Source organism: Mesorhizobium sp. WSM4813, assembly GCF_055811555.1.
The window spans coordinates 1-26,594 of record NZ_JBVVQU010000014.1; the positions used below are offsets into that span (position 1 = coordinate 1).

26 protein-coding genes and 1 other RNA gene are annotated in these 26,594 nt (G+C 63.6%); 22 read left to right on the forward strand and 5 right to left on the reverse strand.

Translation table 11 applies throughout. The annotated features are described in order from the left end of the window. The first annotated feature begins 242 nt into the window (after positions 1 to 242). Together AC0L25_RS10180 and AC0L25_RS10185 are read left to right on the forward strand one after the other, a co-directional pair. The gene (locus tag AC0L25_RS10180; protein ID WP_473595366.1) at positions 243 to 1,043 is read left to right on the forward strand and encodes an alpha/beta hydrolase; all 801 of its coding nucleotides are present in this window, start codon (positions 243 to 245) and stop codon (positions 1,041 to 1,043) included. Positions 1,044 to 1,190: 147 nt separating this feature from the next. Beyond that, on the forward strand, positions 1,191 to 1,832 hold the full coding sequence (locus tag AC0L25_RS10185) for a glutathione S-transferase family protein (RefSeq protein WP_473595454.1): 642 nt from the start codon (positions 1,191 to 1,193) through the stop codon (positions 1,830 to 1,832). 55 nt (positions 1,833 to 1,887) lie between these two features. Here the strand turns inward: AC0L25_RS10185 and AC0L25_RS10190 are convergent, their stop codons facing one another. The 3 genes from AC0L25_RS10190 to AC0L25_RS10200 are packed head-to-tail and all read right to left on the reverse strand — an operon-like array spanning position 1,888 to position 3,596. Then, positions 1,888 to 2,181, reverse strand: a complete 294-nt coding sequence (locus tag AC0L25_RS10190) for a Dabb family protein (protein WP_473595367.1) — start codon at positions 2,179 to 2,181, stop codon at positions 1,888 to 1,890. Between the two features lie 19 nt (positions 2,182 to 2,200). Next, a complete protein-coding gene (gene nudC / locus AC0L25_RS10195) occupies positions 2,201 to 3,142 on the reverse strand; it encodes an NAD(+) diphosphatase (RefSeq protein WP_473595368.1) in 942 nt (313 codons plus the stop codon). Between the two features lie 34 nt (positions 3,143 to 3,176). Further along, positions 3,177 to 3,596 (reverse strand): HIT domain-containing protein, encoded by a 420-nt coding sequence (locus AC0L25_RS10200; protein ID WP_473595369.1) that lies wholly within the window; start codon positions 3,594 to 3,596, stop codon positions 3,177 to 3,179. 249 nt (positions 3,597 to 3,845) lie between these two features. Between AC0L25_RS10200 and ffs the strand changes: the two genes are divergently transcribed. From ffs to AC0L25_RS10230, 6 genes are all read left to right on the forward strand, one after another. Then, an RNA gene (ffs, locus tag AC0L25_RS10205) (signal recognition particle sRNA small type) lies at positions 3,846 to 3,942 on the forward strand. Between the two features lie 105 nt (positions 3,943 to 4,047). Continuing rightward, entirely contained in the window at positions 4,048 to 5,871 is a 1,824-nt protein-coding gene (locus AC0L25_RS10210) for a DNA polymerase III subunit gamma/tau (RefSeq protein WP_473595370.1), read from the forward strand. A gap of 83 nt (positions 5,872 to 5,954) precedes the next feature. Then, entirely contained in the window at positions 5,955 to 6,278 is a 324-nt protein-coding gene (locus AC0L25_RS10215) for a YbaB/EbfC family nucleoid-associated protein (RefSeq protein ID WP_473595455.1), read from the forward strand. A 262-nt stretch (positions 6,279 to 6,540) separates the two neighbouring features. Further along, positions 6,541 to 7,449 (forward strand): cell wall hydrolase, encoded by a 909-nt coding sequence (locus AC0L25_RS10220; protein WP_473595371.1) that lies wholly within the window; start codon positions 6,541 to 6,543, stop codon positions 7,447 to 7,449. 273 nt (positions 7,450 to 7,722) lie between these two features. Further along, complete coding sequence (gene recR, locus AC0L25_RS10225; RefSeq protein ID WP_473595372.1) at positions 7,723 to 8,328, forward strand: recombination mediator RecR; 606 nt, start codon at positions 7,723 to 7,725, stop codon at positions 8,326 to 8,328. A 176-nt stretch (positions 8,329 to 8,504) separates the two neighbouring features. Further along, the gene (locus AC0L25_RS10230) at positions 8,505 to 9,779 is read left to right on the forward strand and encodes a lytic murein transglycosylase (RefSeq protein ID WP_473595373.1); all 1,275 of its coding nucleotides are present in this window, start codon (positions 8,505 to 8,507) and stop codon (positions 9,777 to 9,779) included. Here AC0L25_RS10230 and AC0L25_RS10235 read toward each other — a convergent pair. Next, positions 9,763 to 9,909, reverse strand: coding sequence for a hypothetical protein (locus tag AC0L25_RS10235; protein ID WP_473595374.1), 147 nt, complete (start codon positions 9,907 to 9,909; stop codon positions 9,763 to 9,765). The two genes, AC0L25_RS10230 and AC0L25_RS10235, sit on opposite strands and share 17 nt — an antisense overlap. Before the next feature lie 94 nt (positions 9,910 to 10,003). On the opposite strand from AC0L25_RS10235, the gene AC0L25_RS10240 reads away from it, so the two are divergent. From AC0L25_RS10240 to AC0L25_RS10265, 6 genes are all read left to right on the forward strand, one after another. Further along, positions 10,004 to 11,647: an ABC transporter substrate-binding protein gene (locus AC0L25_RS10240; protein WP_473595375.1), complete on the forward strand. Its 1,644-nt coding sequence runs from the start codon at positions 10,004 to 10,006 to the stop codon at positions 11,645 to 11,647. A gap of 18 nt (positions 11,648 to 11,665) precedes the next feature. Next, a complete protein-coding gene (locus AC0L25_RS10245) occupies positions 11,666 to 12,733 on the forward strand; it encodes an ABC transporter permease (RefSeq protein ID WP_473595376.1) in 1,068 nt (355 codons plus the stop codon). After that, on the forward strand, positions 12,730 to 13,650 hold the full coding sequence (gene nikC / locus AC0L25_RS10250; RefSeq protein WP_473595377.1) for a nickel transporter permease: 921 nt from the start codon (positions 12,730 to 12,732) through the stop codon (positions 13,648 to 13,650). Before AC0L25_RS10245 ends, nikC begins: the two co-directional genes overlap by 4 nt. Before the next feature lie 10 nt (positions 13,651 to 13,660). Continuing rightward, positions 13,661 to 14,509 (forward strand): ABC transporter ATP-binding protein, encoded by an 849-nt coding sequence (locus tag AC0L25_RS10255; protein ID WP_473595378.1) that lies wholly within the window; start codon positions 13,661 to 13,663, stop codon positions 14,507 to 14,509. After that, complete coding sequence (locus AC0L25_RS10260; RefSeq protein ID WP_473595379.1) at positions 14,506 to 15,255, forward strand: ABC transporter ATP-binding protein; 750 nt, start codon at positions 14,506 to 14,508, stop codon at positions 15,253 to 15,255. The genes AC0L25_RS10255 and AC0L25_RS10260 overlap by 4 nt, the downstream gene beginning before the upstream one ends. Before the next feature lie 333 nt (positions 15,256 to 15,588). After that, a complete protein-coding gene (locus tag AC0L25_RS10265) occupies positions 15,589 to 16,866 on the forward strand; it encodes a 4-aminobutyrate--2-oxoglutarate transaminase (protein WP_473595380.1) in 1,278 nt (425 codons plus the stop codon). A gap of 172 nt (positions 16,867 to 17,038) precedes the next feature. Here the strand turns inward: AC0L25_RS10265 and AC0L25_RS10270 are convergent, their stop codons facing one another. Next, positions 17,039 to 18,292 carry an NAD(P)/FAD-dependent oxidoreductase gene (locus tag AC0L25_RS10270; RefSeq protein WP_473595381.1) on the reverse strand — a complete coding sequence of 418 codons (1,254 nt, stop codon included), beginning with the start codon at positions 18,290 to 18,292 and terminating at the stop codon, positions 17,039 to 17,041. 453 nt (positions 18,293 to 18,745) lie between these two features. Between AC0L25_RS10270 and AC0L25_RS10275 the strand changes: the two genes are divergently transcribed. From AC0L25_RS10275 to rimI, 8 genes are all read left to right on the forward strand, one after another. Next, on the forward strand, positions 18,746 to 20,035 hold the full coding sequence (locus AC0L25_RS10275) for an imelysin family protein (RefSeq protein WP_473595456.1): 1,290 nt from the start codon (positions 18,746 to 18,748) through the stop codon (positions 20,033 to 20,035). Between the two features lie 131 nt (positions 20,036 to 20,166). Continuing rightward, positions 20,167 to 20,478 carry a (2Fe-2S)-binding protein gene (locus tag AC0L25_RS10280; RefSeq protein ID WP_065005901.1) on the forward strand — a complete coding sequence of 104 codons (312 nt, stop codon included), beginning with the start codon at positions 20,167 to 20,169 and terminating at the stop codon, positions 20,476 to 20,478. Beyond that, on the forward strand, positions 20,444 to 20,929 hold the full coding sequence (gene bfr, locus AC0L25_RS10285; RefSeq protein ID WP_023802097.1) for a bacterioferritin: 486 nt from the start codon (positions 20,444 to 20,446) through the stop codon (positions 20,927 to 20,929). The genes AC0L25_RS10280 and bfr overlap by 35 nt, the downstream gene beginning before the upstream one ends. A gap of 12 nt (positions 20,930 to 20,941) precedes the next feature. Next, positions 20,942 to 22,549, forward strand: a complete 1,608-nt coding sequence (locus AC0L25_RS10290; RefSeq protein ID WP_473595382.1) for a di-heme oxidoreductase family protein — start codon at positions 20,942 to 20,944, stop codon at positions 22,547 to 22,549. After that, the gene (locus tag AC0L25_RS10295; RefSeq protein ID WP_473595383.1) at positions 22,549 to 23,628 is read left to right on the forward strand and encodes an imelysin family protein; all 1,080 of its coding nucleotides are present in this window, start codon (positions 22,549 to 22,551) and stop codon (positions 23,626 to 23,628) included. Before AC0L25_RS10290 ends, AC0L25_RS10295 begins: the two co-directional genes overlap by 1 nt. A gap of 445 nt (positions 23,629 to 24,073) precedes the next feature. Further along, the gene (locus tag AC0L25_RS10300; protein ID WP_473595384.1) at positions 24,074 to 25,180 is read left to right on the forward strand and encodes a DUF1513 domain-containing protein; all 1,107 of its coding nucleotides are present in this window, start codon (positions 24,074 to 24,076) and stop codon (positions 25,178 to 25,180) included. Between the two features lie 184 nt (positions 25,181 to 25,364). Further along, complete coding sequence (tsaB, locus tag AC0L25_RS10305) at positions 25,365 to 26,045, forward strand: tRNA (adenosine(37)-N6)-threonylcarbamoyltransferase complex dimerization subunit type 1 TsaB (protein ID WP_473595385.1); 681 nt, start codon at positions 25,365 to 25,367, stop codon at positions 26,043 to 26,045. After that, positions 26,045 to 26,539 (forward strand): ribosomal protein S18-alanine N-acetyltransferase, encoded by a 495-nt coding sequence (gene rimI, locus AC0L25_RS10310; RefSeq protein WP_473595386.1) that lies wholly within the window; start codon positions 26,045 to 26,047, stop codon positions 26,537 to 26,539. The genes tsaB and rimI overlap by 1 nt, the downstream gene beginning before the upstream one ends. The last annotated feature ends 55 nt before the right edge of the window (positions 26,540 to 26,594 follow it).

Consider the following 26,594-nt stretch of genomic DNA (forward strand, 5'->3'; position numbering starts at 1 on the left):
CCGGTCCTCCCGGCGGACAAGAAAACTGTCACCCATGCAATCGGTCCATTCTGTTACCTATCTATCCGGTTCGGACAATGGACCCTTCTCCCCGTCACTATACGGGGAGAAGATGCCGGCAGGCAGATGAGGGGCAGCGCCGAGTTCGACAATCGGCGTCGTACCGGAACCGTGCTTTTAGCCCCGCAGCGTCCTGACGTAAGCGCCTTGCCAGGTGACGGGCGCCGGGCGACATTCCTGCGATGTGGCTCCTGAAACTGACGCTCGCGGTCGCTGGATTGTATGCGGTTTTTGTCGCCGTCGTGTATGTGCTTCAGTCCTGGCTGATCTTTCCGGCCGGCCTTGCGGCGTTCGGACCCGATCTGCCGGCCGGGGTCCGCCATGTCGAGCTGACGACGGAGGATGGCGAGCGCGTCGTTCTGGTACGCCTGCCGGCAAGGCAGACGGCCGAGCCGCGCCCGCTCCTGCTGGGATTCGCCGGCAATGCCTGGAATGCCGACGCACTTGCCCTCATGCTGCACCAGCTCTTCCCAGAACATGAGGTCGCTGCGCTGCACTACCGCGGATACGCGCCGAGCAGCGGAAGCCCGTCGGCCGCCGCCCTGTTCGAGGACGCCCGACGCGCCTATGACCACCTGGCCACCGATGCCAAAGCCGGCATAGTCGCCATCGGCCTCAGCATCGGCGCTGCGGTTGCGGTCGATCTGGCGACGGCCCGGCCCTTGCGCGGCATCGTCATGGTCACCCCCTTCGACTCGCTGAGGGAACTCGCCGCTCACCACTATGCCTGGCTGCCGGTGCGCCTCTTGCTGCGGCACCGGATGGAGGCTGCGGAATCTCTGCGCGACCTCGATGTGCCCACGGCCGTCATAGTCGCCGAGAACGACACCATCGTTCCTGCGGCACGTTCGGCACTTCTGCGCGAGGCTGCGCGTGACCTGCGCAGCCACATCGCCATAGCGGCGGGCCACAACGACCTCTATGGCCATCCCCACTTCGCCGGAGCGCTACGCGCCTCCGTTGCGGCAGTCACGCGTGATTGACAAGCAGTTCCCAGATGTCGGAATCCCGGCGCGACATTCGTCCTTTGCTTGCCACAAGCGAAGAAAGGAGACTGGCGAGGTGAGGAAACTGATCTCAATCAACTCCGTGACGCACGACGGCGTCATGCAATCACCTGGAGCCTGCCGATGACCCCCACCATCACCGCCTTTGAACGGTCGCCCGATCGCGGCAGGGGGCTGGCGCGTGATATGCGCGTTCGCTGGGCGCTTGAAGAAGTGGGCCAGCCTTACCAGGTTCGTCTTGTTTCGTTCAGCGAGATGAAAGCACCTGCGCATCTCGCGCTTCATCCTTTCGGGCAGATTCCGACCTATGAGGAAGGCGATCTCGCCCTGTTCGAATCGGGGGCGATCGTGTTCCATATCGCCGAGCGCCATGCGGGCCTGCTGCCAGACGATGCGAATGCCAGGGCGCGCGCAATCTCATGGATGTTTGCCGCGCTAAACACCGTGGAGCCGCCGATCCTTGAGCGCCAAACCGCCGTGCTCCTGGAGCGAGACAAACCTTGGCACGAACAGCGCCTGCCTATGGTCGAGGATCGCATCCGTGACCGGCTGGGCGAACTTTCCGGTCGCCTCGGCGATGCCGACTGGCTCGATGGTGCGTTCAGCGCGGGCGACCTGATGATGGTGGCGGTGCTGCTCAGGTTAAAAACATCAGGTATGCTGGACGAATATCCGAACCTCTCCGCCTATGTCGCCCGCGGCGAAGCCCGGCCCGCCTACAAGCGTGCTTTTGCCGCTCAATTGGCAGTTTTCACCGGCATGTAGCCGACCGGCTGATGGGGTGGTCTCGGTCGAACTTGCTCGTTCGGAACGATTGAACTTAGCTCAGCGGCGCGTAGTCGATCTCGAGAAACGCCTCGACCTCCGGGATCCAGCGGTCGCGGACGAAGGCGACATGATCAGGATGGTCGTTATAGCCGGAATAGGCGGCCTGGTCGGCGAACTCCATCGAGAAGCCGAAGCGAAAGTCGTTCTTCGGGCTGACCTGCCGCAACTGCTCGAATTTCTCGACGCCCGGTATCGCCGCCAATATCTTCGCACCAGCGAGGAATTTTGCCTCCTCGACTGAGCTGTCCTTGTGCCTCAGCCTGAACACCACTGTGTGACGGATCATTTTGCTCCCCCTATGAGTTTTACGCGCTGTCTGCCCAGGCGCGGATGAGGTTGTAGGCGATCGCTCCCTTCGGCGGCGTGACCAGGCCGCCCGGATGCTCGCGGGCCAGCATCAAGAGCACTTCGTCGCGAAAGAACCAGCGGCAGTCTTCCAACTCGCTGAGGTCGGCCTGAATGTCGTCGTTGAGCGGTTCGCCGAAGCAGCCGATCATCAGCGAATAGGGAAACGGCCAGGGCTGGCTGGCATGGTAGACAACGCGGCCAAGCCTGATGCCGGCTTCCTCCAGCGTTTCACGGCGCACCGCCGCCTCGATCGTCTCGCCGGGTTCGATGAAGCCGGCAAGCGCCGAGTACATGCCGGGCGCGAAATGCCGGCCGCGGCCGAGCAGGCATTTTTCGCGCGTCGCCGTCAGCATGATCGCAACCGGGTCGGTGCGCGGAAAATGCTCAGTGGCGCAGGCCGGGCAAAGCCGCTTGTAGCCGCCGGCCCGCATTTCGGCTTCAGCGCCGCATTTGCTGCAGAAGCGGTGGCTCGCATGCCAGGCGAGCAATGCAGCGCCTTGCGCCATCGCGCCGGCCGCCGCCTCGTCGATCAGCCCCTGCATATAGACCGAGCGATAGTCGATGGCCTTGATGGTTTCGGGCAGGTGTTCGGGATCGAGCCCGGCCGGCACGGCGAGCACCGGAGCGCTGTCGGAAAAACCGAGCAGGACGCCATGGTCGAGCGACGCCTGCAGTGGCTGGCTTTCCTCGGCGCCGAACCAGGGATCGAAGCCGCCATCCCTAAGCTTCAGATAGAGCCGCCCGCCATGCATCAGCAAAAGCCTGGCTGAGGGATCGGCGAGTGCCTTTTCGACGGAATCGTCGGCGCGGTTTTCCGATTGCCGGTCGATCATGTTGCCGGCGAAGCCGACGAACTGGCTCGGCTCGCGCAAGGGCGCGTCAAACAGGCGGAAGCTCATGGAGACTCAACTTCAGGATGGACACGGGACAGGCTTATAGCGCCGCCTTTATCTGTTGCGCAAATCGGCGCAGGTCCGAGCGCTGATAGGGTTCGCGCATGCCGTGCCCCCACACCGGGCCCGGCCAGCCGGGATCGCCTTCCGAGCGGGCGATGACGTGGACATGCAACTGACGAACGATGTTGCCGAGTGCGCCGGTGTTGATCTTGGTGCAGCCGCTCACACTTTTCAGCGCCTGCGCCACCATGTTGGTTTCGAAGGTCAGCATCGTCTGGTCGAGCGGCGTCAAATCGTGGATTTCCTCCACGCCCGACCGCTGCGGCACCAGGAGCAGCCACGGCCAGCGGCGGTCGTTCATCACCCGCAACTCGCACAGGCCGAGCCACATCAACTGCTCGCTGTCCGCCTCCAGACGAGCATCCAGCGTGAATCCAGCCTCGAGGCCCGGCGACATCGGCGTTTCCTTCACTTTTGTCGTGTTTTTTAGACTTTTGAACGCTAGAGCGGCTGCCGGTGGCCCGCAAGAGGCGGCAAGCGAATCGTTGCTTTGTGACGGCAGTTATGCTAATGGTTTCGGCATGGTGCTGATTTGCGCCAATGACCCGCCCCGAGGCGGGTTTTTTGTTTAAGCTTTCGATGCCACTCCCGGCTGATTGATCCTGCGCCCTTGCATTTCATCGCCGAATTGCCGATATGGAAAGCGGGAGGTTGGTGGTGGACGGTCCACTCGCCAACCGGGTCAGGTCCGGAAGGAAGCAGCCCTAACGAGCCCGGAACGGGTCATTGTTCCAGCCTCCCACCTCTTCGCCTTTCTCCCGCGACATTGACGGCGCCAAGCCCTGCGGGCGAAACTATGCGCAGGAATCGGCCGCCTGTAGGCGCGGCCCTTGGAGCTTTACGGGCGAATGAGCGAAGCCGGAAATTCGGGAACGGAAAAGGCCGCCGCCTATCGCGTTCTGGCGCGCAAATACCGTCCTGCGAATTTTTCCGAACTGATCGGCCAGGAGCCGATGGTCCGAACCCTCACCAACGCCTTCGCCACCGGCCGCATCGCCCAGGCGTGGATGCTGACCGGCGTGCGTGGTGTCGGCAAGACGACGACGGCGCGGATTCTGGCGCGGGCGCTCAACTACAAGACGGCCGCCGTCGACCAGCCTTCGGTCGACCTTGCCGTGCTGGGCGAGCATTGCCAGGCGATCATGGAAGGCCGCCATGTCGACGTCATCGAGATGGACGCCGCCTCGCATACCGGCATCGACGATATCAGAGACATCATCGAGCGCGTGCGCTACGCGCCGGTCTCGGCGCGCTACAAGGTCTATATCATCGACGAAGTGCACATGCTCTCGACGCAGGCGTTCAACGGCCTGCTGAAGACGCTGGAAGAGCCGCCGCCGCACGTCAAATTCATCTTCGCCACCACCGAAATCAGAAAAGTTCCGATCACCGTTTTGTCGCGCTGCCAGCGCTTCGATCTCCGGCGTATCGATGCCGGCACGCTGGTCGCGCATCTCTCCTCGATCGCCGCCAGGGAAGGCATTGCGGTCGATGACGACGCGCTGGCGATGATCGCCCGCGCGGCCGAAGGCTCGGCGCGCGATTCGCTGTCCATTCTCGACCAGGCGATCGCCCATGGCAGTGGCGCGGTCAGCGCCGAAGCGGTGCGCGCCATGCTCGGGCTCGCCGACCGTGCCCGCATCGTCGACTTGTTCGAACATGTGATGAAGGGTGACGTGGCGGCGGCCTTGGCCGAATTCCGCAACCAGTATGACACCGGCGCCGATCCGGCCGCGGTGCTGACCGACCTTGCCGAGTTCAACCATCTCGTCACCCGGCTGCGCTTCGTGCCGACGGCCGTCGATGACGCGTCGCTGTCGGAGGACGAGCGCCGGCGCGGCGCCGATTTCGCCAAGGCGCTGTCGGTCAGAGTGCTGTCGCGGACCTGGCAGATGCTGTTGAAAGGCATTCCCGAGGTGCAGTCCGCTAACCGGCCGGTCAGTGCCGCCGAAATGGTGCTGATCCGGCTGGCTCATGCCGCCGACCTGCCGACACTTGATGAGGCGCTGAAATCGCTGGAGGGCGGAGCATCGGTGCCCAATGGCGCGCCGCGCTCGAATGGTGCGCCAGCAAGTTCTGTCGCCGCAAATCCCGGCCCAGCAAATCCTAGCGTTGCCGGCGCCGTGGCGCAGACGCGGATGCCGACGGTCAATGGCGGCGCGCAGACCATGCGGTTGGTCGAACCCGAACCGATGCCTGCAGCCTTCGTTCCGGCGCCGGAGCCGGTCGCGGATGCGCCGCCGGTGCCGGTGAAGTCGCTGGCCGATATCGTCGCCCTTGCCGACGCCCAGCGCGACATGGCCTTCAAGGTGCTGGTGAAGCGCTGCGTGCGCCTGGTGCGCATCGAGCCGGGCCGCATCGACGTCAGCCTGACCGATGACGCGCCGAAGATGCTGCTCAACGATCTGACCGCCAAATTGCGCGCCTGGACCGGCCGCAGCTGGCTGGTCTCGCTGTCAAAGGAAGAGGGCGGCCAGACGCTGGCCGAGATGGAATCGACCAAACGCGAAAACGCCCTCCTCGACGCCAAGAGCGACCCGACCGTCGCCGCCATCCTGGCGCGTTTTCCCGGCGCCAAGATCATCGACGTGCGCATTCCCGACGCACCTGAAGCCGATGCGGTGGAGGCCGAGGTTCCGATCGAGCCGGCCACAGACGAAGACGAAACCTAAGCATGATCCCGAAAAGTGGGAACCGGTTTTCGGAGAAGATCATGCTTAAACAAGAAACCAGATCAATCGTAGAGGACCACGCGATGAAAGATCTTCTCGGCCTGATGGGCAAAGCGAAGGAAATGCAGGCCAAGTTCCAGGCCATGCAGGACGAGATCGCCACGCTCGAAGCCACCGGGCAGGCCGGCGGCGGCCTGGTCGGCGTGACGCTGACCGGCAAATTCGAGATGAAGTCGCTCAAGATCGACCCGTCGTTGTTCAAGGAGGACGAGGTCGAGATTCTGGAGGATCTGCTCCTCGCCGCCCACAATGACGCCAGGGCCAAGGTCGAGCAGATGATGCAAGAAAAGACCCAGGCACTGACCGCGGGACTGCCGATACCGCCGGGAATGAAGCTGCCGTTCTAAGGTGTGTTGATAGCTATGCCGGTCGAGCGGGCCCATCGCTCCAGCCTTGGGAAGCCTCCTGCGGAGACCCTCAAATTTTAGGATCCATGCCGTTACAGTGGCCATGGAGTGCCATGCCGCGATCCGGCGGTCGCTTGCTCCGCCGGTGTGTCCATTCGGCAACTCCGCACACTTAATAACGCTTTTGCCATCTTTTTGCCTGAAAGTGTCTCATTCTTGCCGCAACCCAGGGGCGGGCTGGCGACAGAATGAGGGGATATTTTTGATCGCGACCCGATGGAAGACGCCGTTGTTGGTCGGCGTCATCACCTCTCCGCTGTTTTTGACCGCCTGCAGTCAGACCACCTCGCACGGCCTGTCCGTGGCCAGCCTGGCCGATGCCGTCAGGTCCCGGCCCTACAGTCACACAGCGAAGGACAAGGAGTGCCTCCAGCGCGCGATGTTCTTCGAATCCAACCGGTCGAGCCGTGACGGCATGATTGCCGTCGGCACGGTGGTGATGAACCGGCTGCGCTCCGGCAAGCATGGCAACACCATCTGCCAGGTGGTCGGCGAGCGCGGCCAGTTCGCGCCGGGCGTGATGACACGGCGGATGAATTCGAAGGCGATGCCCGATGTCGAGGAAGCCGCCGAGGCGGTGCTCAGGGGCGAGCGCAAGGCCAAGCTGAAGAACACGATGTTCTTTCACACCGCCGGCCTGCGTTTCCCCTACAAGAACATGCACTACACCATGGTTGCCGGCGGCAACGCCTTCTACGAAAAACGTGGCCGGAACTGGAAACCGTTGCCGGACGAGCCGACGGTCGCCGTGGCACAGGCCACGCCGCGGACGTCGGCGCGCGCCGCACCAGTGACGCTCGTGGCCTCCGCGGCGCCGGTCGCCAAGGCAAAATTCGCCGACTTAACGCCCACAAAGGCAACCTATGTGACCGCGGTCGCATCGCAACCGGCAAAGGCTACTCTGGAGAAGACGACGCCGGAGAAGGCGACGCTTGTGGCGATGCAGGAGCCGGACGCGGCCCGTTTCGGCGGCACCGCCGGTGCGCAACCTGTCACGTCATTCCCGGCGGCGCCGGCCGAGCCGACGATGTCGTTTGAATCGACACCCGAGAACACCGACGCCATCGGTGCGATGATCGCCGGCCAGGGCCGACCGCTGGAAGCATACTGAGGCGATCGACAGTCGACGCCGGCGCCGCCCCTCATCTGCCTGCCGGCATCTTCTCCCGTGGAACGGGGAGAAGAGGCTGGCCGCAACCTTGGCACTTTTCCTGCACGCTTGAGATTGGCGAAGTCTTTGCGAAGGCGTCCTTTCTCCCCGTCACTATACGGGGAGAAATGCCCGGCAGGGCAATGAGGGGCAGCGCAAACCTGAGCGATTGTTTCGCAGCAGCCGCGCCGCAGAAGTGTTCCAAAACCCGTTGAAAAATCATAAACCGATGAGATGTCGAAGCGAATCGCCGGCCCCGAGATCGAACGCCTGATCCAGCTTCTGGCCAAGGTGCCGGGGCTCGGGCCCCGCTCGGCCAGGCGAGCAGCGCTTCACCTCATCAAGAAGAAGGAGCAGTTGCTGTCGCCGCTCGCAGCCGCCATGAGCGAAGCGGTCGACAAGGTGCGCATCTGCTCGACCTGCGGCAATGTCGATACATCCGACCCCTGCATGATCTGCACCGATCCACGCCGCGACGCCGGCACGCTGATCGTCGTCGAGGACGTGGCCGACCTGTGGGCGCTGGAGCGGGCGGCTGCCATGAATGTCCGCTACCACGTGCTCGGCGGCTCGCTGTCGCCGCTCGACGGCATCGGCCCAGAGCAGCTCAACATCCACTCGCTGGTCGACCGTGTCGCCGGCGGCGAGGTCAAGGAGGTGATCCTTGCCGTCAACGCCACGGTCGAGGGACAGACCACCGCGCACTATCTCACCGATCAATTGTCCGGCTTCGACATCAAAGTAACGCGGCTGGCCCATGGGGTGCCGGTCGGCGGCGAACTCGACTATCTCGACGAAGGCACGCTGGCCGCGGCGCTACGCTCGCGGACGGCGTTTTGAGGCTGTTGGGGGGAGGTATTCTTGAGATGATTGCGTTCCGTGGCGCCCCCCTCTGTCCTGCCGGACATCTCCCCCACAAGGGGGGAGATCGGCTGTCATCGAAGGCTTCGCTTATCTCCAGCGTTGAAGAGAAGGCGCGGTCAGTGCGGCTGCCAATCTCCCCCCAAGTGGGGGAGATGTCCGGCAGGACAGAGGGGGGCGCCACAGAACGCGGACTTTGCAGATTGGCTGCGTTTTTCATTGCAGCCCTAGTCGCCCTCCTCCTCGCCAGCCCCGCCTCAGCCGCAAAAATCGACGACCAGTTCCACGCCTGGCTGCAAGGCGACCTCTGGCCCGAGGTCAGCGCCAAAGGCATCTCCAGAAAAACCTTCGACGCCGCCTTCGATGGCGTCAAGCCGAACCTGAAACTGCCCGACCTGGTGATGCCGGGCAAAAAGGCGAAGACGCCGCAAAAGCAGCATCAGGCGGAGTTCGGTTCACCCGGCGCCTATTTCGCCGAAAAGACGGTCCGCGCTGTCACCGCTGGTGGCCGCACGCGCAAGGCGGCCAATGCCAGGACCATCGCCGCGATCGAGAAGCGCTACGGCGTGCCGGGCGAGGTGCTGCTGGCGATCTGGGGTCGCGAGAGCGGCTTTGGCGCGGCAAAAATGCCTTACGATGCGTTCGAAGTTCTGGCCACCAAGGCGTTCATGGCGACCAGGAAGGATTTCTTCCGCACCGAGCTTATGGCGGCACTCGAGATCGTCGAGCGTGGGCTGGCCCCGGTCGGCGCGATGAAGTCGTCCTGGGCAGGCGCGCTCGGCCAGCCGCAATTCATGCCGACTTCGTTCCTGAACCATGCCGTCGATTTCGATGGCGACGGTCGGGTCGACATCTGGAACTCGGTGCCGGACACGCTGGCCTCGATCGCCAACTATCTCGTCCACTATGGCTGGATTAAAGGCCGCGGCTGGGGCTTCGAGGTGACGGTGTCGGAAGCGGTCTCCTGCTCGCTCGAAGGTCCGGACCAGGGCAAGAGGATTTCCGAGTGGGCTGACATGGGCATCAAACGCGTCGCGGCAAGACCGTTTCCGGCGCGCGAGCTGAAGGCCGAAGGCTTTCTTTTGATGCCGGCCGGCCGCAGCGGTCCGGCCTTCATCGTCACGCCCAATTTCTACGTGCTGAAGCAATACAACACCAGCGATCTCTACGCCCTGTTCATCGGTCACGGCGCTGACCGCATCGCGAATGGCGACAGCAATTTTTCGGGGCGCTGGGGTGCGGTCGGCGGGCTCCACAGGTCTGATATCGCCGGCTTGCAGCGGGCGCTGGAGGCTAAGGGCTACGATGTCGGCAGCGCCGACGGTCTGCCCGGTTTCAAGACGCGCCGCTCGATCGGCAAGTGGCAGGCCGGGAATGGTCGCGCCGCCACCTGTTTTCCCGACGCCGACCTGGTCACAGCGTTGAAATAGCTGCACTGCGGGTGTCGCTTTCGGCGGTGGCGGCCGGCTGATCCTGGTCCAATAAACAGCTTTGCAAATGCTCGTTGCCGCGCTTGAAACCGCCGGATATGGTGAGGCGGAACTGGATAAAAATCATCAAGACGACCGGTTCAGTGTCACCGTTCGATTTGGCAAGTAAATGCCAAAACCCTGAGCCGGGAACTCAGGTCAACAAAAACAGGGAACAGTTAAAAATGATGATGGAAAAGTTTGCTCTACGCTCCCGCTTCTTGCTCGCGGGCGCAGCCATGTCCGCGCTGCTTTTGGCCGGCGCACCTGCCTTTGCGGTCACGCCCGCCGACACGCTGGTCGAGGGTTTCGCGATCGACGACATCATCTCGATGGATCCGGGCGAAGCGTTCGAGCTGTCGACCGCCGAGGTCACCGGCAACACCTACGATCTTCTTGTTCGCCTCGATCTCAGCGATACGTCCAAGGTCAAGGGCGATCTTGCCGAAAGCTGGACTGTCTCCGACGACGGCCTGACCTACACCTTCAAGCTCAAGCCCGGCCTGAAATTCGCCTCGGGCAATCCGATCACGGCTGCGGACGTCGCCTACTCGTTCGAGCGTGCCATCAAGCTGGACAAGAGCCCTGCCTTCATCATCGGGCAGTTCGGCATCAATGGCGACAACGTCACTGAGAAGGCCAAGGCCATCGATGACTCGACGTTCCAGTTCACCGTCGACAAGGCCTATGCGCCGAGCTTCGTCCTGAACTGCCTGTCGGCAACCGTCGCCTCGGTCGTCGACGCCAAGCTGGTCAAGGAACATGTCGCTGCGGTCACGCCGAGTGCCGACTACAAATACGACAATGACTTCGGCAACGCCTGGCTGAAGACCGGCTATGCCGGCTCCGGCGCCTTCAAGCTGCGAGAATGGCGGGCCAACGAGGTCGTCGTCATGGAGCGCAACGACAATTATCACGGCGAAAAGGCCAAGCTTGCCCGCGTCATCTACCGCAACATGAAGGAAAGTTCGGGCCAGCGCCTGGCGCTGGAGGCCGGCGACATCGATGTTGCCCGCAACCTCGAGCCGAACGACCTCGACGCCATCGCCAAGAACGCCGAGCTCACCACCACCAGCGCGCCGAAGGGCACGGTCTTTTACATCAGCCTTAATCAGAAGAACCCGAACCTCGCCAAGCCCGAGGTTCGCCAGGCCTTCAAATATCTTGTCGACTATGATGCCCTGAGCTCGACGATCCTCAAGGGCATCGGCGAGATCCACCAGACCTTCCTGCCGAAGGGCGTTCTCGGCGAGCTGGACGAAAATCCGTTCAAATTCGACCTCGCCAAGGCCAAGGAACTGCTCGCCAAGGCCGGCTTGGCCGACGGCTTCAGCGTCACCATGGACGTACGCAACACCCAGCCGGTGACCGGCATGGCGGAATCGTTCCAGCAGACGCTCGGCCAGGCCGGCGTCAAGCTGGAGATCATTCCCGGCGACGGCAAGCAGACGCTGACCAAATACCGCGCCCGCAACCACGACATCTATATCGGCCAGTGGGGCCAGGATTATTTCGATCCGAACTCCAACGCCCAGACCTTCGCCAGCAACCCCGACAATTCGGATGAAGGCAAGACCAAGACCCTGGCCTGGCGCAACGCCTGGGACATTCCGGAATTGACCAAGCAGACGGAAGCGGCGCTGCTCGAGAAGGATCCGGCCAAGCGCGCCGCAATGTACCAGGATCTGCAGAGGAAGATTCTCGAAACCAGTCCTTTCATCATCGTTCACCAGCAGCTGGAAGTGGCAGGCCTGCGCAAGAACCTCAAGGGCTTTGCGCTCGGCCCGAGCTTCGACACCAACTTCGTCGGCCAGATCTCCAAGGAGTGATGCCGGCGGACTCGCCGCATGAGCATCGTTGAAAGCGAAGTGGCGGCAGGGCGCGGCAGCGCCCGTGCTGTCGCTGTCGCGTCGTCGATCGCCCGTTTCCTGGTCATCGCGATAACCACCTATCTCGGTCTTCTCGCGGTGACCTTCTTCATCGGCCGGGTGATCCCGATCGACCCGGTGCTGGCGGTGCTCGGCGACCGGGCGCCGGCCAATGTCGTCGAGCGCACGCGCCGCGAGATGGGTCTCGACCTGCCATTGATCGAGCAGTTCTATATCTATGTGAAAAATGCCCTGAACGGCAATTTCGGCACCTCGGTGCTGACCACCAATCCTGTCATGACCGACATTCGCCGCGCCTTTCCGGCGACGATCGAGCTGGCGACGCTGGGAACTCTGATCGGTGCATTCCTTGGTGTGCCGCTTGGCGTGCTGGCCGCCGTCAAGCGCGGCAGCATCATCGACCAGATCGTGCGCATCATCGGCCTGGTCGGCTACTCCGTGCCGATCTTCTGGCTGGGACTGCTGGCGCTCGTGCTGTTCTATGCCAAGCTGCAATGGGTGGCTTTTCCCGGCCGCCTCGACATCGTCTATGAATACACCTTCACGCCGATCACCGGCTTTTATCTGTTGGATGCGCTGTGGCAGCGACAGTGGGATGTGTTTCGCGATGCCTTTCGCCACATCATCCTGCCGGCCTCGCTGCTTGGCTATTTCTCGCTCGCCTACATCAGCCGGATGACGCGATCGTTCATGCTGAACGAGCTTGCCCAGGAATATATCGTCGCGGCGCGCGCCAAGGGCCTGTCGGAAACACGCATCATCTGGGGCCACGCGCTGCGCAACGCGGCGGTGCCGATGGTCACCGTGATTGCGCTTTCCTATGCCGGGCTGCTCGAAGGCTCGGTGCTGACCGAGACCGTGTTTTCATGGCCGGGCATCGGCCTCTACATCACCAATTCCCTGCAGAACGCCGATATGAACGCCGTGCTCGGCGGCACCATCGTCATCGGCTCGGTCTTCATCGGCATCAATCTGCTGTCGGACCTGCTCTACCGGGTGCTCGACCCAAGGACCAAAGTACGATGACCGCTGAGGCGATCCATAGCCGTCGCGACTGGCTGCTCAGCGAGCGGCCGGCGTCGCGCATGCAGGCAAGGCTTGGCCGCGCCTACGTGGCGTGGCGACGCTTTTCCGCCAACCGGCTGGCGTTTCTCGGTCTGCTCATCATCATCGCTTTGCTGGTGGTCGCCGCCCTTGCCGATGTGCTGGCGCCCTATTCGCCAACATTCGGCGACCTCAAGGGCTCGCGCCTGCTGGCGCCAAGTGCCGAGCATTGGTTCGGCACCGACGACCTCGGCCGCGACATCCTTTCGCGCGTCATCTTCGGCTCGCGATGGACGCTTTACGTCGTTATCCTCGTCGCTGTCATCGCCGCCCCTATCGGCCTCCTGGTCGGCACCGTCGCCGGCTATGCCGGCGGCTGGATCGATGCGATCCTGATGCGCATCACCGACATCTTTCTGGCGTTCCCGAAGCTGATCCTGGCGCTGGCCTTTGTCGCGGCACTCGGCCCCGGCATCGAAAATGCGGTGCTCGCCATCGCCGTCACCTCCTGGCCGCCCTATGCCCGCATCGCGCGCGCCGAAACGCTCACCGTGCGCAATTCGGACTACATCAAGGCGGTGCAATTGATGGGCGCCTCGCCGTTCCGCATCGTGCTTCGCCACATCATGCCGCTCTGCATCTCCTCACTGATCGTCAGGGTGACGCTCGACATGGCCGGCATCATTCTGACCGCCGCCGGTCTCGGCTTCCTCGGCCTCGGCGCACAGCCGCCGCTGCCGGAATGGGGCGCGATGATCGCGTCGGGCCGCCGCTTCGTGCTCGACCAATGGTGGGTGGCCGGTGCACCGGGCTTTGCTATCCTCTTCGTCAGCCTCGGCTTCAACCTGCTCGGCGACGGCCTGCGCGACGCGCTCGACCCCCGGAGCGGCGACCAATGAGTGGCGACCAATGAGCGGCGACCGAACGAGCACGCTTCTGGAGGTCGACGATCTGCGTGTCACCTTTCCAACGCGCACCGGCCGGATCGAGGCGGTGCGCGGCGTCTCCTTCTCGCTCGGCCGCGAACGGCTCGGCATCGTCGGCGAGAGCGGTTCCGGCAAGTCGCAGACCGGCCGCGCCATCATGGGCCTGACCCCGCCGCAGGCCGAGGTCACCGCCAGGAAACTCGCCTTTGACGGCATCGATCTGCTCGCCGCCTCACCCCGCGACCGCCGCGCGTTGCGGGGAAAACGTATCGCCATGATCTTGCAGGATCCGAAATACTCGCTCGATCCGGTGATGAGCATCGGCCGCCAGATCGTCGAGACGCTGCGCACGCATGAGAAGGTCGGCAAGGCCGAAGCGCGCGACCGCGCGCTCGCCATGCTGGAGGCGGTGCAGATCCGCGATCCCGCCCGTGTCTTCGACCTGCATCCGCACGAGGTTTCGGGCGGCATGGGCCAGCGCGCCATGATCGCCATGATGCTGATCGCCGGGCCGGAGATGATGATCGCCGACGAGCCGACCTCGGCGCTCGACGTCACCGTGCAACTCGACGTGCTAGGCATCCTCGACAGGCTGGTCAGCGAGCGCGGCATGGGGCTGATCTTCATCTCGCACGATCTGCGCCTGGTTTCCTCCTTCTGCGACCGGGTGATCGTCATGTATGCCGGCAAGGTCGTCGAGCAGCTGGCGGCCTCGGAACTCGGCCGCGCCCAGCATCCCTATACGCGCGGCCTGCTCAACTGCATGCCCAAGATCGGCGCCGACCGTCACCCGCTGCCGGTGCTCGACCGCAAGCCGGAGTGGGCGGCATGACGGCGGCACTTTCCGTCGACAGGCTGGAAGTGATCTTCGACCGTTTTCGCGCGCTGAAGGGTGTCAGCCTCAAGGTGCAATCGGGCGAATCCTTCGGCCTGGTCGGCGAATCCGGCTCCGGCAAATCGACGCTGCTGAGGGCGATCGCCGGGCTCGCGCCGATCGCGTCGGGCAGCATCACCGTCAACGGCAAAGCGCTCGGCGCGCGCCGCGACAAGGCTTTTTATCGCGAGGTGCAGATGGTCTTCCAGGACCCCTATGGCTCGCTGCATCCGCGCCAGACCGTCGACCGCCTGCTGCAGGAGCCGCTCGCCATCCACGGCTTTGCCGATGGCGAGAAGCGCATCCAGCGGGCGCTGGACGAGGTCGGGCTCGGTACCGGCTTCCGCTTCCGTTATTCGCATCAATTGTCGGGCGGCCAGCGCCAGCGTGTAGCGATCGCTCGCGCCCTGATCCTCGAACCGTCGATCCTGCTGCTCGACGAGCCGACCTCGGCGCTCGACGCTTCCGTGCAGGCGGAGGTGCTCAACCTGCTGGAAGAGATCCGGCGGCGGCGCAAGCTAACCTTCCTGATGGTCAGCCACGACCTCGCCATCATCACCCATATGTGCGAGCGGCTGATGGTGATGCAGAACGGCGAGGCGGTCGAGCACCTCACCGCGGGTGATCTCGTCGAGCGCCGTGTGACCAGGGATTATACACGCAATCTTTTGCGGGCCAGCGACGGGTTTGTGCGGACTGCGTGAGCGGCTTGCTTTCAATTCCCCCGCATCGCGTTCCTTCGCGCCCCCCCTCTGGCCTGCCGGCCATCTCCCCCACAAGGAGGGAGATCGGCAGCTTCGTCGACGGCTTCCCTTCGGCGACGTTGGAGATTGGCGAAGCGATTAATGACAGCCAATCTCCCCACCCGTGGGGGAGATGGCCGGCAGGCCAGAGGGGGGCGCAAAGGAACGCGACGTTAACGGCGGCAGGCCCAACGATCCGGCGCTAGTGCCAACTTGAGGAATGTATGAAATAAGGCAAGAAGACTTGCGAGCATACACCAAACGAGAACGGGCGCCGGCCCGGTAAGGGACATCATGAAGAACTCAGCCATTTCCGAACGCAAGAACCAGTCGATCTCGCGCGGTGTCGGCATGACCACGCAGATTTATGCCGACCGCGCCGAAAACTCGGAAATCTGGGATGTCGAAGGCCGCCGCTACATCGACTTCTCCTCCGGCATCGCCGTCGTCAACACCGGCCATCGTCACCCGAAGGTGATCGAGGCGGTCAAGGCGCAGCTCGACCGCTTCACCCACACCTGTCACCAGGTGGTGCCGTATGAGAGCTATGTCAGGCTGGCCGAACGGCTGAACGGCATGCTGCCCGGCAAGTTCGACAAGAAGACCATTTTCGTCACCACCGGCGCCGAGGCGGTGGAGAACGCCGTCAAGATCGCCCGCAACGCCACCGGCCGGCCGGCGGTCATCGCCTTTGCCGGCGGCTTCCATGGCCGCACCTTCATGGGCATGGCGCTGACCGGCAAGGTCGTGCCCTATAAGGTCGGCTTCGGCGCCATGCCGGCCGATGTCTTCCACGCGCCGTTCCCGGTGGCGCTGCACGGGATCTCGGTCGCCGATTCGCTGGCCGCGCTCGACCGGCTGTTCAAGGCCGATGTCGATCCGGCCCGCGTCGCGGCCATCATCGTCGAGCCGGTGCAGGGCGAGGGCGGCTTCTACGAGGCGCCGCGCGAATTCATGACGGGGCTGCGCAAGATCTGCGACCAGCACGGCATGCTGTTGATCGCCGACGAGGTGCAGACCGGCTTTGCTCGCACCGGAAAGATGTTCGCCATGGACCACCATGAAGTGGCGCCCGATATCACCACCATGGCCAAGAGCCTGGCCGGCGGCTTTCCGCTGTCGGCGGTCACCGGCCGCGCCGAGATCATGGATGCACCCAATCCCGGCGGGCTCGGCGGCACCTATGGCGGCAGCCCGATCGGCGTTGCCGCGGCGCACGCCGTGCTCGACGTGATCGACGAGGAAAAGCTCTGCGACCGCGCCAACACACTGGGCAACAGGCTGAAGCAGCGGCTGCAATCGATCCGCGACGACACCCCGGAGATCGTCGATATCAGAGGCCCCGGTTTCATGAACGCGGTCGAGTTCAACGACGTGAAGAAGGGCTTGCCGTCGGCCGAGATCGCCAATGCGGTCCGGCTGAAGGCGCTCGACAAGGGCCTGATCCTGCTCACCTGCGGCGTCTATGGCAATGTCATCCGCTTCCTCGCGCCGATCACCATCCAGGACGGCGTCATGAACGAAGCGCTCGACATCCTGGAAAGCTCGATCCGCGACGTTCGCGCCGCCTGAGCGGATATTCCCGGGCGTTTGCGCTGCCCCTCACCCTTACCCTCTCCCCGTGTAAAACGGGGAGAGGGGTCGCCAGCGTTGCGGCTAAGCCTCTTCTCCCCGTCCTTGACGGGGAGAAGTGCCCGGCAGGGCGATGAGGGGCAGCGTCGGCATCGACAATTGGCGCGGCTCCCTATTCAGCGGCGCGGACAGGCTCTTCCTGCTGGAGGGCGGCGAGCGCTGCCTTCAATCCGTCCGGCCCCGTCGCAACCGTCTGCGGCGTCGGCGAGAAGCCGGCGCCGAGCATCTTGCGGCCAAGCATATGGTCGCCCGGCCGGTTGACCGATTCGATGCCGAGCAGCCGATTTCCAGCATAGTGGTAGATGGAGAATCTGTTCTCGTTGACGTCGCCGAGCACGACATGGCTGTCGCCGCCCGAAGTCAGGCCGACCATCTGCAGCTTCATGTCGCCGATATCGGACCAGAACCATGGCACCGCCGCAAAGGCGTCCGCATGGCCGAGGATGGTGCGCGCGGCAAGACGCGCCTGGTCGGTTGCATTCTGCACCGATTCCAGCCGCACATCGCTGCCGGTGAGCCAGTGTCGGTAGGAGGCGGCATCGCCGATGGCGAGGATTTCGGGCACAGATGTGCGCATCTGCTGGTCGACGCGGATGCCGTTGGCGACAGTGATACCTGCGGCTTGCGCCAGCTCGACGTTCGGCACCACGCCGATGCCGATGATGACCATCTGCGCCGGTAGCCGCTCGCCGGATGCGGTGATTGCCGCCGAGACACGGCCGTTCTCGCCTTCGAGCCGCGCAATCGTGGTGCCGGTGAGGATGCGCACACCGGTCGCTTCCAGCCGCTGCCGTACATGGCGCGCGATGACCGGCGCCACCGCCCGGCCAAGCAGCCGGTCGACCGCCTCGACCACGGTGATCTTGCGGCCGGCCGCGGTGAGCGTCGCGGCGATTTCCATTCCGATGAAGCCGCCGCCAAGGATGACGACATCCTCGCTCTGCGTGTTCAATTCGCGGATCAGCCGCGCATCGGCGAGCGAGCGCAGCGACACCACGCCTGAAAGCTCCGAACCGGGCGGCGGCAGGATGCGCGGCCGCGAACCGGTCGCCAGAATGAGCCGATCGAAAGGCAGCACGCCGCCACCTGATATCTCGAGCCTGCGGCCTCCGGCATCGATGCGGTCGACCCTGATGCCCGGCCGGTAATCGATCGCGCTGCCGGTATAGAAGGCCTCGCCGCGCAGCGGCTGCGGTTTGGCCTCTTGCTCCTTTATGAAGGTCTTCGACAGCGGCGGCTTGTGGTAGGGCAGTTCGTTCTCGTCGCTGACGAGGATCACGGGTCCGTCGTAACCGTCCTCGCGCAGGCTGGCGGCCGCTTGCACGCCCGCATGACCCGCACCGACAATGACCACACCGTTTTTCATCGCAGCCCCAATTCCTCATCCAAGTCTAGGACGTCTGGCCAAGTGGCGATTGTCTGACGCCGCCGCAAGACCGCCCTTGCGGGTCGCACCCGGAATGGCGGTCCGTCAATAGTGCTGTTTAACGACGACACTGCAAAATGCGGCTAAAGTTGACACTTGCAGTTTAGAATAATTCTAAACTGTTGTTTCGATTGGCTTTTCTCTTTGAAATTGATTGACTTCCGGCGCCTTCATCGCTTTATGGAAGCTTGCGCGTCAAGCGCTCCCTTTGATGTCTGGGCCTTGAACCCTTTCGATTGGAGGCATTTCGATGTCTTTTTTCTGCAAACCGCGCTATGCCGCGGCCAGTTTCTCGCCCAATGGCATGGACCTGCCTTGGCGCCGATTGCCTGCCCACGCGCCTTTGGCGCCGGCCTTTCACTGAATTCCGAGGAGATGACAATCATGAGAGCGATGATCACGGCACGATATGGCAGGCTCGCCGCGATCGGCGCCACCGCGGCATTGACGGCAGCGATATTCGTGCTGCCGGCCAAGGCGGAAACCGATGCCGAGGCGGTCATCAAGACCTATTCCGATATTGCGCTCGCCAAATATGAGGATTCGCTGACCACGGCGCAGGCGCTCGACAAGGCCGTCGACGCGCTGCTCGCCAAGCCTTCGGTGGAAACGCTGACTGCCGCCCGCGCGGCCTGGAAGGCGTCGCGTGTTCCCTATCAGCAGACCGAAGTCTACCGCTTCGGCAACGCCATCGTCGACGACTGGGAAGGCAAGGTGAATGCCTGGCCGCTGGACGAAGGCCTGATCGATTATGTCGCCGCCGGCTACGGCACCGAGTCGGACGCGAATGTGCTCTACACCGCCAATGTGATCGCCAACAAGTCGATCGAGATCGACGGCAAGACGATCGACGCCACCAATCTTACTCCGGAGTTCCTCTCCGGCACGCTGCAGGAGGCCGGCGGCATCGAGGCCAATGTGGCGACCGGCTATCACGCCATCGAATTCCTGCTGTGGGGCCAGGACCTGCACGGCACCGGCCCGGGCGCCGGCGAACGGCCCTATACGGACTACGATCTCGCCAACTGCACCGGCGGCAATTGCGATCGTCGCGCGCAGTACCTGAAGTCGGCCAGCGACCTTCTGGTTTCCGATCTGCAGGACATGGTCAACGAGTGGAAGGATGGCGGCGCCGCCCGCAAGAACCTTGTCGATGGCGAGCCGAAGACAGGCATCTCGACCATCCTCACCGGCATGGGCTCGCTGTCCTATGGCGAACTCGCCGGCGAGCGCATGAAGCTCGGCCTGCTGCTGCACGATCCTGAAGAGGAGCATGACTGCTTCTCCGACAACACCTACGATTCCCATCTCTACGATGCCGTCGGCATTCGCGCCGCCTATCAGGGCAGCTACACGCGCCTCGACGGCACCGTCGTCGAAGGTCCTTCGGTATCAAACATGGTCAAGGAGGCCGATCCGGCGATCGACAAGGAACTGTCGGACAAGCTCGATGTCACCGTTGCCAAGATGGAAGCCATCAAGGCGCGGGCGCTTGGCGGCGAGGCCTATGACCAGCAGATCGGCGAAGGCAACACGGAAGGCAACGCCACCGTCCAGGCGGCGATCGATGCGCTGGTCGACCAGACAAAGTCGATCGAACGCGCCGTCGGCACCCTGAAACTCAATGCCATCGCCTTCGAGGGCTCGGACAGTCTCGATGCGCCAGACAAAGTGTTTCAGTAGGGCGTCCGGAGCCCGGAGCATGATCCCGAACCAACGGTCCGCGTAAAAGAAAAGTGGAAACCGTTTCGGGTCGATTGAGAAAATAAGCCACACGGTGCCGAGCACGCGCCGTCAGCCATACAGAGCAAATAATGCTGATCTGCCATTGCAACATCATCACCGAGAAGGAGATTGAGCAGACGATCGTCGGGCTGCTGGATCAGGATCCCTGGCAGCTTATCGTGCCGGCGAAGATCTACCATGCCATGCAGAAGCGTGGTCGCTGTTGCGGCTGCTTCCCAAATGTGGTCGAAACGATCATTCGGGTAACCGAAAATTACCACGCCCGCTCGGAGGCGAGCGGCGTGGATGTCGTTTCACACCTGGATCGCGTCAGAGGCCTGCGCGTCCAATACGGGAGCAGAACCCATGAAAGGCGAACAGCAGATCATAGAGCGGCTTAACGAGGCTCTATTTCTGGAACTTGGAGCGGTCAATCAGTACTGGGTGCATTTCCGGCTGCTGGAAGACTGGGGCTACGCCAAGCTGGCGAAGAAGGAACGCGCGGAATCGATCGAGGAGATGCACCATGCCGACCGGCTCGTGGCCCGCATCATCTTCCTTGAAGGCCATCCGAACCTGCAGTCGGTAGCGCCGCTGCGCATCGGCCAGAATGTCAAGGAAGTGCTCGAATCCGATCTTGCCGGCGAATATGACGCGCGCACCGCATACAAGCGGTCGCGTGAGATTTGTGACGAAGCAGGCGACTACGTGACGATGAAGCTGTTCGAGGATTTGCTGTCCGACGAGGAAGGTCACATCGATTTCCTCGAGACGCAACTCGACCTGCTCGCCTCGATCGGCGAGGAAAAATATGGCCAGCTCAACGCGGCATCGGCCGACGAGGCGGATTAGGGACATGCGGGAATGCGGCGCCCCTTAGATTTCTTGCGCCGCTTGCGGCGGGCCGAGGATTGCGGCCTGCCGTCCCAGCAAAACCCGCGATACAGCTGCCTTCGCGGGCTTTCGCTTGCCGTATTGATCGCACTTACGGCCTCGGCGCTGGCCGGCGCGTCCGAACCAGCGGGCCTCGCCACTGGCCGTACCGATCTGACGCCGAAGGATCTGGCGCGCGTCATCGCCATCACCAGGCCGACCAGGGATTTTTCCAAGCCTGAGCAGTTCGAGCCGATGCAGGGCGGCGCCGGCACGTCACGGAAAGATGCCAACAAGGACGCTTTCTCGCAATCTTCCGCCAATATCACTTTCGAGGAAGAAGGCACCTTCAAGCTCGGCAATGCCCTTTTTCGCAAGAACTGGGTATCGTCGCCCTCATCGACGCAGGCATCGGATGGGCTTGGTCCGCTGTTCAACGAGCGGGCGTGCCAGAATTGCCATCTGAAGGACGGTCGCGGTCGTCCGCCGGAAGCCGACAGCGGTACCACCTCGATGTTCCTGCGGCTGGCGCGGCTGGCGAACACCGAGGAGGAGAAAGCAGCCCTGGCCGCCCGCAAGGTGCTCAACTTCCCCGATCCGGTCTACGGCTCGCAGTTGCAGGAATTGGCCGTTCCGGGCCTTCTGGGCGAAGGCAGGATGCGTGTCGACTACCAGGAGCAGAAAGTCACGCTGTCGGACGGCACCGTGATTTCGCTGCGCAAGCCGAGCTATTCGGTTGACGACCTTGCCAACGGGCCGCTCGATCCGCAGACCACGCTTTCGCCGCGCTTGACACCGCCGATGATCGGCCTCGGCCTGGTCGAGCAGATCGCCCCGGCGGACATTCTCGCCCATGCCGATCCGGACGATCGCAACAGTGACGGCATTTCCGGCAAGCCCAACGTCGTGCGCGACGGCCAGAGCGGCGAACTGACGCTCGGCCGCTTCGGCTGGAAGGCGCAGACGCCATCGATCCGACAGCAAGCGGCGGACGCATTCGCCGGCGACATCGGCATTTCGACGCCGGAAGTGCCGAACCACTGGGGCGATTGCAGCGGGGCCGAAAAGGCATGTCTTGCCATGCCGAACGGCGTCCAGGAGCGCCTTGGCCCGGTTGAGGCGCCGCCGCCGGTCGTGGATCTCGTCACCTTCTATTCGCAAAACCTGGCCGTGCCGGCGCGGCGCGATCTCGACAGGCCCGATGTGCTGGCCGGCAAGAAGCTGTTCTACGACATGGGCTGCATTTCCTGCCATACGCCGAAATTCGTCACCCGTCGCGACACGCCAAACAAGGCGCAGGCCTTCCAGTTGATCTGGCCCTATTCTGATTTTCTGCTGCATGACATGGGACCGGGTCTCGCCGACGGGCAAGCGGTGGGCGAGGCTACCGGCAGCGAATGGCGCACGCCGCCGCTGTGGGGCATCGGTCTTACCCAGACCGTCAACGGCAACAGCTTCTTCCTGCACGACGGGCGGGCGCGCACCCTGAGCGAGGCGATACTGTGGCATGGCGGCGAGGGGGAGAAGGCGCGCGACCGCTTTGCCGCCGCCGATGCGGCCGATCGCGACGCATTGGTCAAATTCCTGGAGTCGTTGTGATGTCGAACCGTCTTGCGCTTGTCCTGGTTCTCCCGCTGGTCCTCGCTGGCGCATTGCCGGCGTCCGCCGCGGTGAAGGCTTCCGACGTGATCCAGCGGGCGATCGACGGCTTTGTCCGCCCAGCCTATGCCCGCCTGCATGACCATGCTGACAGCCTGATCAAGGCATTGCGCACGCTTTGCGACGCCCCCTCGCAGGACCATCTCGATGCGGCGCGCGCCGAATTCTCCGGCATCGTGGATGCCTGGTCGGTCGTCGAAATCATCCGCACCGGACCGATAACCGAGAACAACCGGCTGGAGCGCATGCTGTTCTGGCCGGACCGCAAGAGCATCGGCCTGAGGCAGGTGCAGGCGGTGCTGGCCAGTAAAGATCAGACCGCCGCCGATCCGGCCCAGCTGGCGACAAAGAGCGTCGCCATGCAAGGGCTCGGCGCGCTCGAATTCGTGCTCTACGGCGATGGCGCCGAGCGGCTCGCCGGCAAGGACGATCCCTATCGTTGCGCTTACGGCGCGGCCGTCGCCGGCAACATCAAAACGATTGCTGCCGAGGTCAGAGAGGCCTGGAACAAGCCTGACGGTTTTGCCGCGCTTTGGGCCAATCCGGGGCCGCAAAACGCGCTCTACCGCGACGGCACCGAAGCGGTCACCGAACTGGTCGGCGTCTTCATCAACGAACTGGAAATGGTCCGTGACGTGCGCCTGAAAGGCTTTCTGGGCAGTAGTCCGCAGGCCGACAAGCCGAAACAGGCGATCTACTGGCGCTCACAAAACACCGCGCGTTCGCTGACCGGAAATCTTGCAGGCATGGACGCGCTGTTCCAGGCCTCGCAGCTTGGCGACGCGCTGTCGCCCGACGCGCGCTGGATGGCGGAATCGATCCACATTCAGCTCGTCAACGGCGCTGCCGACGCCACGGCCATCAGAGGTCCGATCGATAAGGCACTCGCCGATCCGGCGCTGCGCCAGAAGCTCGACCACTTCTTGCTGGTGACATCCAGCCTGTCGACCCTGTTCGGCACCAGGCTGACCGCCGAATTCGGCCTGACCGCCGGTTTCTCGTCGCTCGATGGGGATTGAGCATGATCTCGAAACGGCGTCGACTTTTGGGGCGAGTTACTCGGCGAGGAAGTTTTGACAGGCCGGACGCGCTTGCGTTGACGGATCGCACACTTTGGAGATTGGCCGAAACGCCCATCGCTTCGTCATCCTGGGGCGGAGCAAGGAGCGCAGCGACGCGGCGCAGACCCCAGGATCCAAGCCGTGACCTCAGAACGTTGCTTAGGTGCAGAATTCTGCTCCGCCGTACTCTTCGGCTGAGATTACGGCATGGATCCTTGGGTCTCCGCGACGGAGCTTCGCTCCTGCTCCGCCCAAGGATGACGAAGTTGGGGAGGCTTCGGCCAATCCCGAACGCCTGGGATGATCCATTCAAACGATCGATGGATGCTGGGCGCCAAGAAGCCGTCCGATCTGTCAAAATCACCGTGTCGAGGAATGAGACCGTGTCCGAGAGGACCGTCTGTTGAAAACTCCTTTTATCGATCGTCGTGATTTCCTCAGGGCCGCAGGCGTTGGCTTTGCTGCGGCGATGGCGCCGTCCGCATGGGCGAAGACGCTCGCCGCCGACGCCGTCTTCGCCACCGCTTTCGTCAAGCGCGACGGCAGCTATGGCGCGGCGATCCTGTCCGAGGCCGGCATGGTCCTGCATGCTATCGACCTGCCCGGCCGCGGTCACGACGTCACCTTCGATCCGGTGTCGAAGCGCTCCGTGGTCTTTGCCAGGCAGCCCGGCACCTTCGCGGTGGTCTTCGACCACACAGGCCGCGACATGCCGCTGACCATTGCCAGCGTCAGTGGACGGCATTTCTTCGGCCACGGTGTGTTTTCGGCCGCCGGTGCGCTGCTCTACGCCACCGAGAACGATTTCGACAATGCCGCAGGCGTGGTCGGCGTCTATGACGCGCGTGCGAAATTCAAGCGCATCGGCGAGTTCCCGACCTATGGCATGGGCCCGCACGAGCTTCTGCTGCTCGGCGACGGCAGGACGATTGCCGTCGCCAATGGCGGCATCGAGACGCATCCGGATTACGGCCGTGCCGAGCTCAACATCGCGACGATGAAGCCATCCTATGTTCTGGTCGACCGCATCACCGGCGACCTCGTCGAAAAGCACGAATTGCCGGCGGCGCTGCACCAGCTTTCGATCCGTCATATGGATACCGATAAATCCGGCACGGTCTGGTTCGGCTGCCAGTACAGGGGGCCTTGCAGCGATCGTCCGCTGCTGGTCGGCCGCGCCGCGCGCGGCAAGGAATTGCACCTGCTTGACATGCCGCAAGACGTGCTCTCCGGCTTCAGGAACTATATCGGCTCGGTCGCCGCCAACCCCGCCGCAGGCACCGTCGCGGTGTCCTCGCCGGAAGGCAACTCGCTTGCGGTGATCGATGCGGCCAGCGGCCGGATCGTCGCCACCAATGCATTGGCCGAGGTCTGCGGCGTGGCGCCCGACGGGACGAGCTTCCTGGCAACGACCGGCACTGGCGAAATCCTCGAAGCGGGCGGCGCGACACGGTCCGAACCGGACTATGTCTGGGACAATCACATGCTGCGCATCGAGCAGGTCGGATAAGTGCTTCCGGCACCGGTTCCCTACCGGCTACGTCCGTTAGAAGTTGCCGCCTTCAGGCGAGAGGGCGAAGCGAAGCCGCCAAACGATTTGTGCATTATCCCCTTGCGGGGATGAGCCATGGCAGGCACAGGGAAATTGTTTTTCGAATCCCTGTGCCCAAGCGGGTGCTCCAACCGGCCGTCTCATGAAGTTGCTTGCCATCGACTGTGCCGCCAATCTCTGCGCCGCCTGTGTCTACGATACGGCGGCCGGGAAGGAGCTCGGCCGCTCGGTGCTCGATCTAGGCAAAGGCCATGCCGAGCATTTGATGGCCGTTATCGAGGGGGCGTTGAAGGCCGGCGGGACCGACTATGCCGGCCTCGGCGCCATCGCCGTCTCCACCGGCCCGGGCTCCTTCACCGGACTGCGCGTCGGCGTCTCGGCGGCGCGAGGCCTGGCGCTGGCGCTGAAAATCCCGGCAATCGGGGTGACGACGCTGGAAGCGCTGGCGGCGCAAGCGAGAGCGACGTTTCCCCGCCGCGCCGTGCTGGCCGCGCTTGACGCCGGCCGCGAGGAGATCCACGCCGCGCTTTACGACGAAGTGTCGGTTCTGCGCTATGGTCCGGCCGTGACCACGCTTTCGCAAGCCGCCACTATCGCGGCGGACAGTTCTCCGGTTCTGGCCGGCACAGCCGCCACGCAAATCGCCGTGTCGGCTGGGCGCGCCTTCGACATCGGCCCGACAAGTGCCACGGCCGACATCGCCGTTTATGCCGCCCAAGGTGCCGGTAAAACGGGTGAAGGCGAAAAGCCGAAACCGCTCTATCTGCGCGGGGCGGACGCCAAGCCCCAGGCCGGGTTTATTCTATCAAGGCAAAAAAACTGATGCGCATTCCTTTCCTCCAGCCGCGCCGCAGGGACTTTGCGCTCGAGCCGCTGACGATCGCCGACAGCGCGGCCATGTCGGTGCTGCATCGCGAGGATTTCATGCGGCCGTGGACCGACGACGAATTCGCCGCATTGCTCGAGCAGGACACGGTGTTCGGCTATGCCGCGCGTGAGACCGGACAGGGTGCCAAGCCGCCGGTCGGCTTCGTGCTGGCGCGGCTTGCTGCCGGCGAAGGCGAGATCCTGACCGTCGCGGTGGCGCGCTCCCATCGGCGCCAGGGCCTTGGCTGGCAATTGATGGACGCGGTGCTGCGCGAACTGCATGCACAACGCGCCGAGGCGCTTTTCCTCGAGGTCGACGAGACCAACGTCGCCGCGATCGCGCTCTACCGGCGGCTGGGATTCCGCGAGGTCGGCAAACGCGCCAACTATTACAGATCGCCGGAGCACGGCCCGACCGGAGCGCTTGTCATGCGCCGCGATCTTCGCTAGCGCTTCGGCCCCGAAAATCGGAACCGATTTTCGGAAAGCACGATGCGCAGATTCA

What these genes read in the sequence shown, in the direction of transcription:
- AC0L25_RS10180 (WP_473595366.1), top strand. Translation starts at nt 243, where the DNA reads ATGTGGCTCCTGAAACTGACGCTCGCGGTCGCTGGATTGTATGCGGTT.
- AC0L25_RS10185 (WP_473595454.1), top strand. Translation starts at nt 1,191, where the DNA reads ATGACCCCCACCATCACCGCCTTTGAACGGTCGCCCGATCGCGGCAGG.
- AC0L25_RS10190 (WP_473595367.1), bottom strand. Translation starts at nt 2,181, where the DNA reads ATGATCCGTCACACAGTGGTGTTCAGGCTGAGGCACAAGGACAGCTCA.
- nudC (WP_473595368.1), bottom strand. Translation starts at nt 3,142, where the DNA reads ATGAGCTTCCGCCTGTTTGACGCGCCCTTGCGCGAGCCGAGCCAGTTC.
- AC0L25_RS10200 (WP_473595369.1), bottom strand. Translation starts at nt 3,596, where the DNA reads ATGTCGCCGGGCCTCGAGGCTGGATTCACGCTGGATGCTCGTCTGGAG.
- AC0L25_RS10210 (WP_473595370.1), top strand. Translation starts at nt 4,048, where the DNA reads ATGAGCGAAGCCGGAAATTCGGGAACGGAAAAGGCCGCCGCCTATCGC.
- AC0L25_RS10215 (WP_473595455.1), top strand. Translation starts at nt 5,955, where the DNA reads ATGAAAGATCTTCTCGGCCTGATGGGCAAAGCGAAGGAAATGCAGGCC.
- recR (WP_473595372.1), top strand. Translation starts at nt 7,723, where the DNA reads ATGTCGAAGCGAATCGCCGGCCCCGAGATCGAACGCCTGATCCAGCTT.
- AC0L25_RS10230 (WP_473595373.1), top strand. Translation starts at nt 8,505, where the DNA reads ATGTCCGGCAGGACAGAGGGGGGCGCCACAGAACGCGGACTTTGCAGA.
- AC0L25_RS10240 (WP_473595375.1), top strand. Translation starts at nt 10,004, where the DNA reads ATGATGATGGAAAAGTTTGCTCTACGCTCCCGCTTCTTGCTCGCGGGC.
- AC0L25_RS10245 (WP_473595376.1), top strand. Translation starts at nt 11,666, where the DNA reads ATGAGCATCGTTGAAAGCGAAGTGGCGGCAGGGCGCGGCAGCGCCCGT.
- nikC (WP_473595377.1), top strand. Translation starts at nt 12,730, where the DNA reads ATGACCGCTGAGGCGATCCATAGCCGTCGCGACTGGCTGCTCAGCGAG.
- AC0L25_RS10255 (WP_473595378.1), top strand. Translation starts at nt 13,661, where the DNA reads ATGAGCGGCGACCGAACGAGCACGCTTCTGGAGGTCGACGATCTGCGT.
- AC0L25_RS10260 (WP_473595379.1), top strand. Translation starts at nt 14,506, where the DNA reads ATGACGGCGGCACTTTCCGTCGACAGGCTGGAAGTGATCTTCGACCGT.
- AC0L25_RS10265 (WP_473595380.1), top strand. Translation starts at nt 15,589, where the DNA reads ATGAAGAACTCAGCCATTTCCGAACGCAAGAACCAGTCGATCTCGCGC.
- AC0L25_RS10270 (WP_473595381.1), bottom strand. Translation starts at nt 18,292, where the DNA reads ATGAAAAACGGTGTGGTCATTGTCGGTGCGGGTCATGCGGGCGTGCAA.
- AC0L25_RS10275 (WP_473595456.1), top strand. Translation starts at nt 18,746, where the DNA reads ATGATCACGGCACGATATGGCAGGCTCGCCGCGATCGGCGCCACCGCG.
- AC0L25_RS10280 (WP_065005901.1), top strand. Translation starts at nt 20,167, where the DNA reads ATGCTGATCTGCCATTGCAACATCATCACCGAGAAGGAGATTGAGCAG.
- bfr (WP_023802097.1), top strand. Translation starts at nt 20,444, where the DNA reads ATGAAAGGCGAACAGCAGATCATAGAGCGGCTTAACGAGGCTCTATTT.
- AC0L25_RS10290 (WP_473595382.1), top strand. Translation starts at nt 20,942, where the DNA reads ATGCGGCGCCCCTTAGATTTCTTGCGCCGCTTGCGGCGGGCCGAGGAT.
- AC0L25_RS10295 (WP_473595383.1), top strand. Translation starts at nt 22,549, where the DNA reads ATGTCGAACCGTCTTGCGCTTGTCCTGGTTCTCCCGCTGGTCCTCGCT.
- tsaB (WP_473595385.1), top strand. Translation starts at nt 25,365, where the DNA reads ATGAAGTTGCTTGCCATCGACTGTGCCGCCAATCTCTGCGCCGCCTGT.
- rimI (WP_473595386.1), top strand. Translation starts at nt 26,045, where the DNA reads ATGCGCATTCCTTTCCTCCAGCCGCGCCGCAGGGACTTTGCGCTCGAG.